Source organism: Catenibacillus scindens, assembly GCF_014202115.1.
Taxonomy (GTDB): Bacteria; Bacillota; Clostridia; order Lachnospirales; family Lachnospiraceae; genus Catenibacillus; species Catenibacillus scindens.
Genome location: NZ_JACHFW010000013.1, coordinates 65,489 through 79,683, shown reverse-complemented (window position 1 = coordinate 79,683; position 14,195 = coordinate 65,489). Strand labels below are relative to the sequence as shown.

At 47.2% G+C, this 14,195-nt stretch carries 11 protein-coding genes; 10 read left to right on the top strand and 1 reads right to left on the bottom strand.

What is annotated here, in order from left to right; all coding sequences use genetic code 11:
* Positions 1-2: 2 nt before the first annotated feature.
* The 5 genes from prfA to HNP82_RS13890 all read left to right on the top strand — a co-directional run bounded on the left by prfA (position 3) and on the right by HNP82_RS13890 (position 6,343).
* Positions 3-1,076, top strand: a complete 1,074-nt coding sequence (prfA, locus tag HNP82_RS13910; RefSeq protein WP_183775685.1) for a peptide chain release factor 1 — start codon at positions 3-5, stop codon at positions 1,074-1,076.
* A gap of 39 nt (positions 1,077-1,115) precedes the next feature.
* On the top strand, positions 1,116-2,306 hold the full coding sequence (locus tag HNP82_RS13905) for a pyridoxal phosphate-dependent aminotransferase (protein WP_183775684.1): 1,191 nt from the start codon (positions 1,116-1,118) through the stop codon (positions 2,304-2,306).
* 11 nt (positions 2,307-2,317) lie between these two features.
* Positions 2,318-3,391: a histidinol-phosphate transaminase gene (gene hisC / locus HNP82_RS13900; RefSeq protein WP_183775683.1), complete on the top strand. Its 1,074-nt coding sequence runs from the start codon at positions 2,318-2,320 to the stop codon at positions 3,389-3,391.
* A gap of 192 nt (positions 3,392-3,583) precedes the next feature.
* Positions 3,584-4,951, top strand: coding sequence for an MATE family efflux transporter (locus HNP82_RS13895; RefSeq protein WP_183775682.1), 1,368 nt, complete (start codon positions 3,584-3,586; stop codon positions 4,949-4,951).
* A gap of 21 nt (positions 4,952-4,972) precedes the next feature.
* Positions 4,973-6,343, top strand: coding sequence for an MATE family efflux transporter (locus HNP82_RS13890; protein ID WP_183775681.1), 1,371 nt, complete (start codon positions 4,973-4,975; stop codon positions 6,341-6,343).
* Positions 6,344-6,515: 172 nt separating this feature from the next.
* Here the strand turns inward: HNP82_RS13890 and pfkA are convergent, their stop codons facing one another.
* The gene (gene pfkA / locus HNP82_RS13885) at positions 6,516-7,490 is read right to left on the bottom strand and encodes a 6-phosphofructokinase (RefSeq protein WP_207720629.1); all 975 of its coding nucleotides are present in this window, start codon (positions 7,488-7,490) and stop codon (positions 6,516-6,518) included.
* 327 nt (positions 7,491-7,817) lie between these two features.
* Here pfkA and HNP82_RS13880 point away from each other — a divergent pair, with 327 nt between their 5' ends.
* The 5 genes from HNP82_RS13880 to HNP82_RS13860 all read left to right on the top strand — a co-directional run bounded on the left by HNP82_RS13880 (position 7,818) and on the right by HNP82_RS13860 (position 14,062).
* Positions 7,818-9,155, top strand: a complete 1,338-nt coding sequence (locus HNP82_RS13880; protein WP_183775680.1) for a replication-associated recombination protein A — start codon at positions 7,818-7,820, stop codon at positions 9,153-9,155.
* A 24-nt stretch (positions 9,156-9,179) separates the two neighbouring features.
* Positions 9,180-9,797, top strand: a complete 618-nt coding sequence (locus HNP82_RS13875) for a histidine phosphatase family protein (RefSeq protein ID WP_183775678.1) — start codon at positions 9,180-9,182, stop codon at positions 9,795-9,797.
* Entirely contained in the window at positions 9,790-11,127 is a 1,338-nt protein-coding gene (locus tag HNP82_RS13870; protein ID WP_183775677.1) for an alkaline phosphatase family protein, read from the top strand. Before HNP82_RS13875 ends, HNP82_RS13870 begins: the two co-directional genes overlap by 8 nt.
* 85 nt (positions 11,128-11,212) lie before the next feature.
* Complete coding sequence (locus HNP82_RS13865; protein ID WP_183775676.1) at positions 11,213-11,659, top strand: GatB/YqeY domain-containing protein; 447 nt, start codon at positions 11,213-11,215, stop codon at positions 11,657-11,659.
* A 3-nt stretch (positions 11,660-11,662) separates the two neighbouring features.
* Positions 11,663-14,062, top strand: a complete 2,400-nt coding sequence (locus tag HNP82_RS13860; RefSeq protein ID WP_183775675.1) for a GH39 family glycosyl hydrolase — start codon at positions 11,663-11,665, stop codon at positions 14,060-14,062.
* Positions 14,063-14,195 lie beyond the last annotated feature (133 nt).

Genomic DNA, 14,195 nt, shown 5'->3' with positions numbered 1-14,195 from the left:
ATATGTTTGATAAACTGGATGATATTCTGATCCGCTATCAGCAGGTGATGGAGGAACTTAACGATCCGGATGTGGTCAACGACCAGTCAAGGTTTAGGCGGCTGATGAAGGAGCAGGCGGATCTCCATCCTATTGCGGAAAAATATACAGAATATAAGAAAACAAAGCAGGATATGGAGGACAGCGTCGCCATGCTTGAGGAGGAGCATGACGAGGAGATGCGGGAGATGCTCAAAGAGGAGCTGTCTGAATGTAAAAGCCGTATCGGTGATATTGAAAATGAGCTGAAGATACTTTTACTGCCCAGAGATCCCATGGATGATAAAAACGTTATTGTGGAGATCCGCGCAGGCGCCGGAGGCGATGAGGCGGCCCTCTTTGCCGCGGAGCTGTTCCGCATGTACTCCAAATACGCGGAATCCCGCCGCTGGAAGGTGGAACTGATGAGCGTCAATGAGAGCGGCCTTGGCGGATTTAAAGAAGTGGTCTTTATGATCAGCGGCAGCGGCGCCTACTCCCGCCTGAAGTTTGAGAGCGGCGTACACCGGGTTCAGCGGGTGCCGGAAACTGAGTCCGGCGGCCGTATCCACACCTCCACAGTTACCGTGGCCATTATGCCGGAAGCGGAGGATGTAGATGTGGAACTGGATATGAACGATGTGCGCATTGATGTTTTTAGGGCGTCGGGAAATGGGGGACAGTGTGTCAATACAACGGATTCCGCAGTGCGTATTACCCATATTCCCACAGGGATCGTGGTGTCCTGCCAGGATGAAAAGTCCCAGCTTAAAAATAAGGAAAAAGGTTTAAAGGTGCTGCGCTCCAGACTGTATGATATGGAGATGGAGAAAAAGCGCAAAGAGGAAGCCTCCCTGCGGAAAAATCAGGTGGGGACGGGAGACCGCTCGGAAAAAATCCGAACCTACAATTTCCCCCAGGGACGCTGTACAGATCACCGGATCAAGCTGACAAGTCACCGTCTGGGTGAGATCTTAAACGGTGATCTTGATGAGATTATTGATAGCCTGATCGCGGCTGACCAGGCGGCAAGACTGAGCAATATGGATGAAGAGTAATGTTCATACACAGGCGAAGAGAAAGAGAGGTCATGGGTCATGGTAATATCAAAAAATATGGAAAACCTTGTGGCAAACAGTTCTGTTATACGCCGGCTTTTTGAGGAGGGGGTTGAGCTGGCTGCTGTGGTTGGCAAGGAAAATGTCTACGATTACAGTCTAGGAAATCCGAGCGTAGCTCCGCCGGAAGCGGTGAAAAAAGCGGTTTATCACATTCTTGAGAGCAGGGATCCCAATTTTGTCCACGGATATATGAATAACTCCGGCTATGAGGAAGTGCGGGATGCTGTGGCCGCCTCCTTAAACCGGCGCTTTGCCACAGATTTTGTCCGGGATAACATAATAATGACAGTGGGTGCTGCCGGCGGATTAAACTGTATCCTCCGAGCCCTCCTTGATCCCGGAGACGAGGTCATCTGCTTTGCTCCGTTTTTTGGCGAGTACCGCAGCTATGTGTCCAACTTTGCCGGGACGCTTGTGATGATCCCGGCGGACACGGAGACTTTTCAGTTAAATCTGGACGTCCTTGACGGCTATATTACGGAAAAGACAAAAGCGCTGATCATTAATAACCCTAACAATCCTTCAGGGGCTGTGTATTCGGCCCAGACTCTGGACCGGCTCCAGGCCATCATTGAAAAGGCCCAGGAGCGCATCGGCCATCCTGTTTATGTCATCTCCGATGAACCTTATCGTGAACTGGTTTACGATGGACTTACCGTACCCTTTATGACAAAGCATGTTAAAAACTGTATTGTATGCTATTCTTTCAGTAAATCCCTGTCACTGCCCGGTGAGCGCATCGGTTATCTGGCCATTCCGGGACAGATTGACGCCTATGATGAAGTACAGCCGGCCATTGTGGTGGCTAACCGCTGCCTTGGGTATGTAAATGCGCCGTCCCTGTTCCAGCTTGTTATTGGGGAGTGTATTGACGCGGAGGTGGATGTAGAGACTTATGACAGAAACCGCATTCTGCTATATAACAGCCTGACGGAAATGGGCTTTCAGTGTGTGAAGCCCCAGGGAGCTTTTTATCTTTTTGTAAAATCTCCTGTGGCCGATGAAAATGAATTTGTGGAGGCCGCTAAAAAGCACAATCTTATTATTGTTTCCGCCAAATCTTTCGGATGTCCGGGATATGTGCGGCTGGCCTACTGCGTTTCCTATGATATGATCCAGCGTTCTATTCCGGCTTTTAAAGCGCTGGCTCAGGAATATTTTGGATGAGGAGGATGGCTATGAAGTTATGGGAAAAAAATGTGCGCCGGGTGATCCCCTATACGCCGGGAGAGCAGCCTTCGGCCGCTAATGTGATCAAATTAAATACAAATGAAAATCCTTATCCCCCCGCTCCGGGAGTGACCGCAGCGAAAGACGCCATGGACGCAAAGCGCCTGCGCCTGTATCCGGACCCCACCGCAAAGGTTTTAGTGGATGCCCTGGCCCATTACTACGATGTAGGAGCGGATCAGGTGTTTGTGGGGGTCGGATCTGACGATGTACTGTCTGTGGCATTTCTTACTTTTTTTAATTCGGAAAAACCGGTACTATTTCCGGATATTACGTATTCTTTTTATCCGGTGTGGGCTCAGGTTTACAGGATTCCCTATGAGACATGCCCTCTGGACGAAAATTTCCGTATAAATCCGGAAGATTATTACAGAGAAAACGGCGGCATTGTATTTCCAAATCCCAACGCGCCCACAGCCTGCTATGAATCTTTAGATAAGATCGAAGATATTTTGGACCACAATCGGGATGTGGTTGTCATTGTGGATGAGGCATACATAGATTTTGGCGGGAAGTCCGCTCTTGAGCTGATCAAAAAGTACGATAATCTGCTGGTTGTGCAGACCTTTTCCAAATCCCGCTCTATGGCCGGGATCCGTATTGGCTATGCCATGGGTTGTCCGGAACTGATCAAGGCTATGAATGATGTAAAGTACTCCATTAATTCGTATACCATGAATATGCCGTCGCTGATCATGGGGGTGGAGGCGGTGAAGGATGAGACTTATTTTTCCTCCTGCACCCAGAAAATCATCGCTACCCGGCAGCGGGCAAAAGAGCGGCTGTCCGAGCTGGGATTTGAGTTTCCGGACTCTATGGCCAACTTCATTTTCGCCAGACATCCAAAATATCACGCCAGGGAACTTTTTGAGGCTCTTCGCAGTGCGAATATTTTTGTGCGGTATTTTAACCAGCCCAGGATTGATGAGTATATGCGTATTACCATCGGTACCGATGATCAGATGGATGCCCTCTTTGATTTTCTGAAAAATTACATGGATGTCAATAAGAAAAAACTATAAGTTTAAATGTAACTGTTCAGGACGGCGCATCTTCTTGCCCTGACCGTTTTTTAAAAAAACGGCCGGGGCAGTTTCTTTTTTTGAAAATCAGACACCTTAGAGAGAAAGATTGTTGACATGTATCATAGTAGGGCCGTATACTTTATTTATTAGTTAATAGTTGTAGATACAACAGTTAAGGGGGAGTTTACTATGACAGGACAGGAAGAAGTCCAGTACAAAAAAATGACGGAGACGCCTATACCGCGGCTGATAACTACGATGGCGGTGCCGACAATTATCAGTATGCTGGTCACATCCGTCTATAATATGGCGGACACTTTTTTTGTGTCTAAGCTTGGAACCAGCGCCACAGGGGCGGTCGGAATTGTATATTCACTGATGGCCATTATACAGGCCGTGGGATTTATGATCGGCATGGGATCCGGAAGTCAGTTGTCAAGGCTGCTGGGACAGAAGAACCAGAAGGAGGCCAGCGAGATCGGCGCCACCGGTTTTTACATCTCCATCGCCTTCGGACTGCTGCTCACAGTGTTTGGCTTGATCTTTATTGATCCGCTGATGCGCATTCTGGGCGCTACGCCTACGATCCTGCCCTATGCCAGAGATTATGCCAGATATATTCTTCTGGGAGCGTCTATTATGTGTGCGTCTTTTGTACTCAACAATCTTTTAAGGGGAGAGGGAAAAGCGACACTGGCTATGGTGGGTATCGCCACTGGCGGCGTGTTGAATATTTTTCTTGACCCGTTGTTTATTTTTGTCTTCAATCTGGGTATTGCCGGGGCAGCTATCGCCACGGTATTAAGCCAGTGTATAAGTTTTATTATTTTGCTCAGCTTTTTCCTGAGAGGGAAAAGCCTGATTTCTCTCAATATCCGCAATGTGTCCAGACAAGCTAAAGTTTACATAAGTATTCTCAAGACAGGACTGCCTTCTTTGTGCCGCCAGGGACTGGCAAGTATCTCTACCGTGGCCCTGAATTTAAACGCTGCGGTCTACGGAGATGCGGCGGTGGCGGCTATGTCTGTAGTCAGCAGGATCTTTATGCTCATGATCTCAGTTCTCATCGGCTTTGGACAAGGTTTCCAGCCGGTGGCTGGCTATAATTACGGTGCCCGGAAATTCGACCGTGTACGTCAGGCGGTTAAGTTTTCCCTGGTGTGGGGAACAATTGTTGTTGTCGTTCTCGGAATTATCGGGTTTGTTTTCGCGCCTCAGCTTATGGCCATTTTCCGGAAAGATGACGCAGAGGTTATCGCTATCGGCTCCCTGGCTTGCCGGTGTCAGTCTCTCGCCTTAATGCTGGCGCCCACCGGCACTATATGTAATATGCTTTTCCAGTGTACGGGAAAAGCGGCGCTGGCGACATTGGTGGCTTCCTGCCGCCAGGGTATATGCTTCCTGCCGCTGGTAGTGATCCTGCCGCAGATTTGCGGACTGCTCGGTGTACAGTTGGCACAGCCTCTTGCCGATGTGATCACACTGGTTATCTGTATTCCGCTGCTGAGAAATTTCTTTGTCCAGTTGAAAAAAGAGGAGGCCAGGAAGACAGCTTAAAAAGGAAATGGGGGAGATAATATGGTTCGTGATATGACTTCGGGGAGTCCCATGAAGATCATCACAATGTTTGCCGTTCCCATGTTTGTGGGAAATGTGTTTCAGCAGGTTTACAATATGGTGGATTCCATTGTGGTTGGAAATTTTGTGGGCCCCCAGGCACTGGCCGCCGTAGGGGCCTGTTCCGGAGCTTTTAATCTGATATTGGCCCTTATTGTGGGGCTGACCAGCGGTATGTCTGTGGTGGTAGCCCAGTATTTTGGCGCCAAAAATCATGTCATGGTCAAAAAGACGTTTATATCGGCCATTATTGTCAATATGAGCGTGGGACTGGCGGTGTCTGTAGTTGGAGTTTGGCTGGCCCGCCCTCTGCTTCTGCTTCTTGGAACTCCGGAAGATATCATGGATGACGCTGTGGCCTACTTGACAATAATGTTCTTAGGGACTCTGGCAAACTGTATGTATAACGGAATGTCCTCCGTTCTCCGGGCACTGGGGGACGCGGTGCTGCCCCTGTTGATCCTCATCATGGCCAGCCTAATGAATGTGGGCCTGGATCTTCTGTTTGTTTTGACCTTCCACATGGGCGTGCCTGGGGTGGCTCTGGCAACCGTTCTCTCCCAGCTTGTTTCCGCGGTACTGTGTGTGATCTATGTATTTATCCGCCTCCCTATGCTGCGGTTTGGAAAGAAGGAATTTCGTCCGGATTGGGATGTGGTCAGGGAAATCGTAAGAATTGGTGTTCCGGCAGCATTGTCTTCATCAGGCGTGTCTATCTCCGTAATGTTTATGCAGAGAGCCATTAACGCCTACGGATCTACGGTGATCGCGGCATATACAAGTGGTAACCGGGCGGAACAGCTTGGTATGTGTCTAAGTTTTTCTATTGGATCTTCCGTGGGAACATTCTGTGGGCAGAATATTGGAGCGAAAAATTTTGACAGGGTTAAAAAAGGTCTCCATGCCGGATTAATTATATCTTTTGCCTATACCATTACTGTAGGGGCGCTCATGTTTATTTTTTCCGGATTTTTGTCCCGACTATTCTCATCGGATCCGGCGGTTATTGCCATAAGTTCGGAGTGTGTCAGGGTCACCGCTGTGTTTGCTCCCATGCTTGGCCTGGTTTTTATTTTCCAGAATTTCTTGCGCAGCGCCGGGGATGTGACGCCTACGGTGTGGATGAGTATTTCGGAGATCGTGGCTCGAAGTGTCCTTGCTTTTGCATTTTCGGCACTGTTTGGGTATCATGGCATATGGTGGGCCACTCCTGTGGGATGGACCGGCTCGGCTCTCATCGGGTACCTGAGATACCGGACGGGAAAATGGAAAGCGAAATTAAAAGTAACTACAGAGAGCGTCACGGGAGAAACGGCTGTAAAAGCCGGATAATTTGCCAAAAAAGGCAGCCTGTCCAGCAAAAATTGGGGGACAGACTGCCTTTTAAAGTCAAATATCAATATCCCGCAGCAAGCTGACGGGGCATGGAAATAGTTAGCACCGACAAATGGACGCGCAAGCGCGTCCGCTTGGCTCACTGCCCGCGGGAATAAATATATTTGTCTTAATACATAACCATGAGACGGCTGATGAGGAACTGGTATTCATCAATACCTTTTGTCATGGACAAAGCCTCGTCAATGTCAAAATCAATGAAGTTTCCGTTTTTATAGGCGATGACACGGTTGGTAGCCCCCTGCTTCAGCAGGTCCACGGCGTAGGCGCCCATGGTGGAGGCATAAACGCGATCCTTGGCTGTAGGAACGCCGCCCCGTTGGATGTGTCCCAGAATGGTTGCGCGGGTTTCAATACCGGTAGCCACTTCAATCCGTTTAGCCAGACGGTTGGAATGGCCGATGCCCTCCGCGTTAATAACAATGTGATGAGTCTTTCCCTTCTGGCGGTTAGAAAGGATGGTGTCGATGAGATCCTGCTCATTGAAATCACCTTTTTCAGGGATAAGGATACCGTCGGCACCGTTGGCAATTTCGCACCACAGAGCGATGTATCCGGCATTTCTGCCCATGACTTCTACAATACTGCACCGCTCATGGGACATGGACGTATCTTTGATCTTATCAATGGCAGCTACGGCTGTATTGACGGCAGTATCAAAACCGATGGTGTAGTCCGTGCAGGCAATGTCCAGGTCGATGGTACCGGGAATGCCGATAGTATTAATTCCAAGACCGGCAAGTTTTTGAGCCCCTTTAAAGGAACCGTCGCCGCCGATGACAATCAGGCCTTCAATGCCGTTGTCCCGAAGAATCTGCGCGCCTTTAGCCTGGCCTTCCGGTGTCTCGAACTCTTTGCAGCGGGCAGTAAAAAGGATGGTGCCGCCCCGGCGCATGATCTCAGAAACGCTTTTTGTATCCATATCAATAATTTCGTTTTCAAGAAGTCCGGCATAGCCTCTCTGAATGCCCTTGACTTTCATGCCACTGTTAATGGCTGTGCGGACAATAGCGCGGATAGCCGCGTTCATGCCAGGCGCGTCACCGCCGCTGGTGAGTACGCCGATGGTTTTTATCTCTGACATAATTTTATCCTCCCCGTGGACTACTTTTTCTATGACTATCATAATAAATTTCTATATGAGTGTCAAATGAAAGTTGCTTCCCATTGAGAAAAGCCGGTGAGTATGTTAATATGATGATGATACCAGGGTCAAATAGACATGCGTTTCATACTTGTATGAAAAAGCATGTCTGCTTGACCCGTAAAAACATCGAAAAGGCGCCATTTTTCCCAGAAAAAGGAGCGGATTTGAGGTGTTTTAGGATTTCGGGAGCATGAAATGCGGAGAAATCCGTGGTATCATCTTAATATACCAGGTGAAAGAAATCTTTTACAGCAAGGTGATGAAATGGATTTATTTGATTATATGCGGGAGACATCTATGGAGAAGGAGTCTCCCTTAGCCTCAAGGCTGCGGCCGCAGACTTTAGACGAGATTGTGGGACAGCGGCATATTATCGGGAAAGACAAGCTGTTATACCGGGCTATCAAGGCAGATAAAATACGGTCTGTTATTTTTTACGGACCGCCGGGGACCGGCAAGACGACCATTGCCAGAGTGATTGCCAACACTACAAGCGCTCAGTTTAAGCAGATCAACGCCACAAGCGCCGGGAAAAAGGATATGGAGCAGGTAGTGGAGGAGGCGAAAAATGCCCTGGGCATGTACGGGCAAAAGACGATTCTGTTTATTGACGAGATCCACCGGTTTAATAAAGGCCAGCAGGACTATCTCCTTCCTTTTGTGGAGGACGGCACAGTCATACTGATCGGAGCCACCACAGAAAATCCCTATTTTGAGGTCAACAGCGCTCTTTTATCCCGTTCCATTATATTTGAACTGGAACCTCTGTCCAAAGAGGATATTAAGACATTGATCCGCAGGGCGGTCTATGACCGGGAGCGGGGAATGGGTGCCTATGACGCGGTTATTACTGAGGAGGCTGAAGATTTTCTGGCAGACGTGGCCAACGGAGATGCCAGGGCTGCCCTCAATGCAGTGGAGATTGGCGTCCTGACAACAGACCGGAGCGGCGACGGGAAGATCCATATTGATCTGTCCGTGGCTTCGGAGTGTATTCAGCGAAGAGTGGTTAAATATGATAAAGAGGGGGACAATCATTATGATACTGTCTCCGCTTTTATAAAGAGCATGCGGGGATCAGATCCGGACGCAGCGGTGTATTACCTGGCCCGGATGCTTTACGCCGGGGAGCCGGTGGCGTTTATTGCCAGGAGAATCATGATATGCGCTGCGGAGGACGTAGGCAATGCCGATCCTCAGGCATTGATGGTGGCAACAAACGCCTCCCTTGCGGTGGAGCGTCTGGGAATGCCTGAGGCCAGGATTATTCTCGCCCAAGCGGCCATCTATGTGGCCAGTGCGCCTAAAAGTAATTCGGCTATTATGGCTATTGACCGGGCCATGGATTATGTAGGGAGCCATGAGACGGCTCCAGTCCCTTCCTATTTACGGGATGCCCACTATAAAGGCGCCGCCAGCCTTGGCCATGGCGTGGGATATAAATATGCTCATGACTATATTAATCATTATGTCAATCAACAATATCTTCCCGACGCTGTGGCCGGGGAGCGGTTTTATGAGCCGGGAACGCTGGGCTACGAAAAGAAAATGGGAGATTATCTGAAAAAGGTCAAAGATGCTGCCGCAGGAAGCAGTGAATAAAAGATACACAGAGGATGAAGAACGATGATTGAACTTTACATTTTACGTCATGGGCAGACCACGTGGAATGCTGCCCGGCGTATACAGGGAAGTACCGATATTGAATTAAATGAGAAAGGCCGTCAGGCGGCTAGGAATACGGGAAAAGCGTGGGAGGACATGGGGCTTCATTTTGACGCTGTTTATTCAAGCCCCTTAAAGCGGGCTTATGAGACGGCCTGTCTTGCCAGCGCCTATACAGGTCTTGAAGTACACAGAGACAAACGGCTGAGGGAACTTTGCTTCGGTGTTCTGGAGGGGGAGGATGTCACCCATATTAATGATCCAGGAACCGATCCGCTTCACGGATGTTTTTTTGAACATCCGGAGCGGTATCAGCGTCCAGAGGGCGGAGAGTCCCTGGAGGAGCTTTGCGCCAGGGTTCAGAGTTTTCTTGAGGATCTGATGAAAAAATACACTCACGGGGAGCGGATACTTGTTGCCGGACATGGCGCTATGAACAAGGCCATTATGCGGGTATTAAAAAAGACGCCGCTAAAGGATTTCTGGAGCGGTGGATTTTTAAAAAACTGCAGTGTCAACATTGTCCGTATTTCTCCGGGACAATGTGAAATCATTGAAGAAGGAAAAGTTTATGGATAAAAAGAGCAATAAAATGCTTGTGATTTCCCTGGACGCTCTGGGAGCTGAGGATGTGCCTGTGTTTACCCGGCTTCCCAATTTCAGGCGTATCCTTTCAGGGGGAAGCCACTGTTTTAATGTATCTTCGGTCTACCCAAGCCTGACCTATCCGGCACATACAAGTATTGTCACCGGGTGCTATCCCAAACGGCACGGAGTGATAAATAATACCCGGATTCAGTTTAAGCGGCTGTCTCCGGACTGGATGTGGCAGCGAAAATATATAAAAACAACCACCCTTTATGACGAGATTCTCCGTCGGGGGCGGACTGTGGCCGCTTTTTTGTGGCCAGTGACCGCGAGGTCCAGGATCACATGGAATGTGCCCGAAATTTTTGCTAACCGGCCATGGAATAACCAGATATTTACATCCCTTTATAATGGCTCCGCCGCTTTCCAGGCTGTGCTTCAGAAAAATTTCGGACATATACGCAACGGACGTTCTCAGCCGGAACTGGATGATTTTGTTATAGAATGTGTCAAATATACTCTGGCAAAAAAAAGACCGGATCTGACCCTTGTCCACCTGACAGATGTGGATACCCAAAGACACCTTCACGGCACGCTGTCCGGGGAAGCTACATCGGCGATCTGCCGTCATGACCGCCGTCTTGGGGAAATTCTGGATACACTTGAGACGAACCGCCTTCTGGATCAGACTAACATTATTGTTCTAGGGGATCACTATCAAAAGGATACATTTACGGCAATCTATATCAATTACTGGTTTTTGCAAAAAGGCTGGATTACCGTCAAAGGCGGACGACTCTCCCAGTGGCAGGTGTACTGCAAAAATTGTGACGGCAGCGCCTATGTGTATATTCGCAAAGGCTTCGGCTATCTTAAAGATGCGGTTCGGGAAGTGCTTTTGGATCTGGCCGGAGATGGGGACGGCGGCATTGAGCAGGTAATCGAGGGGAAAGACGCGGCGGCTTTGGGGGCGGATCCTCATTGCAGCTTTATGCTTGAGGCCAGGGATGGATTTTATTTCCTCGACGGTTTTCGCAGCCCTTCCCGCCAGGTGGATGATATGAATGTCCGGGACGGCGACGAGCCTATGCGGGCCACCCACGGTTATTTGCCTGGAAAGCCGGGATACCAGACGGTGTTTATGGCCAAAGGGCCGGATATTGCCAATAAAGCTGAGATTTTATCAATGTGTCTTGTGGACGAAGGCCCTACACTGGCCCGGCTTTTAGGCGTGACGCTGCCGGATGCTGACGGGCGCGTGATACGTCAACTGATCCGGACAGTGCCACAAATTTCCGTGAAAGAGAAAAAGGAGATTTAAGCAGCCGTTTGACGGTTGTGGGCGGCATTGCCGGCGGCGAGGGCCAACAGTTTTCCTATAGTTAAAAAGAAAGGATGAAGATAAAATGGCAAAAGTTGATACTGTAAGAGCCGCTATGGTTGCGGCAATGAAAAGTGGGGACAAGGAGCGTAAAAACGCTCTGTCTATGTTATTATCCGCGTTAAAAAACGCCACTATTGATAAGCGGGAGGATCTCACTGACGAGGAGTCAGATGTGGTAATCCGCAAGGAGATCAAGCAGACTCAGGAGACTCTGGATACCACCCCGGCAGACCGGGAAGATATTATTCAGCAGTGCCGGCTGAGAATTTCTGTCTATGAAGAGTTTGTTCCCAAAATGATGGAGGCGGACGAGATCGACAGCGTTATCGACAGTGTTCTGGCAGAACTGGGCATTGACGCGCCGACGGGCAAAGATAAGGGGCGTATTATGAAAACTCTGATGCCGAAAGTGAAAGGGAAGGCCGACGGGAAGCTGGTTAATGAGCTTCTGACAAAGAGGATGGCATAAACAATGGGCTCCCGGGAAAAAGAATGGTTTAATGTGGATTTTGTGCTTGAGGATGCATTGGAAGAACATATTCATCAGGAGATAGAATTTATTTATATCGTTGATGGAAAAATCCGTTTATTTGTTGGGGATGCTCAGTTTATTCTCCAGAGAGAAGACTGCGTAATTGTGAACAGTTATCACCGCCACAGATGGATAGCGTTGGAAAAGGCCTGTGTATGTACAGTTCATATGGATTCTAAATCTCTTATGGCTTATATTAACAGGCCATTTCTGTTTTTTTATTGTAACAGCGCTGTAGAGCAGGACAGCAAATATGTTCAATTGAGACGAATTATGAGTGATTTGTTAAGTGAATACGCAGTGAATCCGGGACAGAAGACGTTAATGAAAGATAGTCTGGTTCTGCGCCTGGCGGCATATCTGACCACATTTTTTCTGTCTGTTCAGATCTCCGGAAAAGATGTGGACGACGACCAGCGCCTGGAAAACCTTCTCCAGTATATTCACATGAACTATTTTAAAAAATTATCGATTAAAGAAATGTCGGACATTCTGTGTATAGCTCCTACATCATTTTCAAGATACTTTAAGAAACATACAGGAATGACTTTCGGAGAATATTTGCAGAACATTCGTCTTCATTTTGCCTTTTCTGATCTTATGTATACCGATTATCCGGTAACACGTATTGCTGAGGAACACGGTTTCACTAATGTTTCCGCTTTTTGCAGGATGTTTAAAAAGATCTATGGGTACTCACCTTTGAATTTCAGACGAGAATACAGGAATAGTGAGCTCCCCGGTACATCCGGAAAAAACCAGGAGATTAGCCGTGTGCTTAAAAAGTTTTATAAAGGACGACCGGATCTTACAGGACAGTTAGATGAAAAAGCCCGTAAAAATATTTTTCTTGACGTAAAAACATGTTCTCCTTTCTGCAATCCGTGGAAAAAAGTCATTTATATAGGAAACGCCTATGCGCTTCTGTCTTCAAAAATGAAAGATCAGATCCTTGAGGCCAAAAAAATGCTTGGGTTTACCTATGCTAAAATTGACAGGATTTTCTTTGACACTATGCGAATACGTCATGGACATATTCCTTTGATTACTAATTTTGAGTGGTTGGATGATATTTTTGACTTTTTAGTTCAAAATGATATTATTCCTGTTGTTGGTATAGATAACAAACCGGAAATGATGGTACAGGATACAGAACATGCCGACAGAGAGTATAATAACGTAATTTTGTTTGAAAGTATGGAAGAATGTCTGGGAGTACTTTCATCGTTCCTGAAACATATTATTGAAAGATATGGACAGCAGCGGGCGGAATGCTGGATTTTTGACTGCTTTTATGATGAATATCACAGAAATACGCTTGGAATGGGCGGAAGTTTTGCCAGTAATTTTACAAAGATCAGCCGGTGTATTAAGGAACATCTCCCCGGTGCGGCAGTAGGAGGATGCGGTTTGCTGCCGGCGGTAAATGCGTCTGCCTTTGACAGTCTTTTGTCGGAATGGACTAAAGAACCTATATGGCCTGATTTTATTTCTGTGGATCTTTATCCCTATTTTCGTGAAGGCACTCCGGAAAAAATCCGTCTGAAACCTCAGATATTGGAACATTTTTTTAAAAGTGAGATCAGCAGGCTGAAAGATTCACTGAGGCAGGCGGGCTGGGGCGAACTTCCGGTAAAAATCCTTGGCTGGAATTTAGGGCTGTCCCAGAATAATTTATTCAATGACAGTTGTGAAAAAGGGGCAATGATGCTCGCTTATATGCTTGCGTTGTCAGATGATTCGGATGTGATAGCCTATAATTGTCTGAGTGATCTTACCATCGGTTTTACAGATGTCCACGGCATATTTTCAGGAAAATGGGGGCTGATCAACAGCAATGGTATTTTCAAGCCTGCATTTTGGGCCATGTATATGTTTGCCAGACTTGAGCCTTTTTGCATAGACAGAGGCGAACATTATATTGTCACAACAGATAAAAAAACGAAATTTGTCATCGTATGTTTCAATGAAAAATCATTTTACAGTCGGTATTATATGAAAAAGGAATCTGAAATTGATAAAACAGCGCTGACCCAAATGTTTTTGAACAGAGAAGGCATAGAGCTTCATTTTTCTTTGACGGGGATTGAAGAGGGAACATATATTTTTCATGAATATAGTGTGTCTCCGGAAAACGGGAGCGCTCTTGAAGAAATGGAGCGCGGGGGATTTAAGTCAGAGGATACCCTCTCGCCTGAAGAAGAAATGTATTTAAAAGAAAGCTGTGTACCGTCAATGTATAAGAAATGTATGAAAAGTGACCAGAGCAAATTAACGTTTACAGAATATCTGATTGCCCATGAAATCCGTATGATTCTTATAGAAAAGGTAAATGGTTAAATAAAGCAAAAAAAATTGCATAAAACAATCGGACATAAAAAATAATACATAAAATATGAAAAAATAATAGTTTAAAAAGGTCGAATTAAAAAATTAATACCTGCCTGAACAATTTATAATACATATATAAATT